This window comes from Desulfocurvus sp. DL1XJH-121 (assembly GCF_054819825.1).
Map to the genome: position 1 here is coordinate 1 of NZ_JBTVWW010000208.1, position 235 is coordinate 235.

The following is a 235-nucleotide window of genomic DNA, read 5'->3' on the forward strand; positions in this document are numbered from 1 at the left end:
GAGCGTACGCGCCAGCCATGCCGAGCGCATGCGCGATAACCCCGACAGCGTGCGCAGCCAGCTGGGCGACAGCGTCTGCAGCAACACCGCCTACCGCCAACTGCTGGCCAAGGGCGCGATCCTCACTTACAGCTTCACCGAGTACAAGACCAACGCCCCGGTCGCCACCGAGCGCTTCGACGCCGGCAGCTGCAAGATCAAGCTGCAGAAGTAAGCCGCTGCGATGCTCGACAAG

At 65.1% G+C, this 235-nt stretch carries 1 protein-coding gene; it reads left to right on the top strand.

All coding sequences use genetic code 11. The annotated features are described in order from the left end of the window. Positions 1 to 214 (top strand): PA3611 family quorum-sensing-regulated virulence factor (locus ACYYG1_RS17900; RefSeq protein WP_461211682.1); only part of this gene is annotated, 214 nt, incomplete at its 5' end. Positions 215 to 235 lie beyond the last annotated feature (21 nt).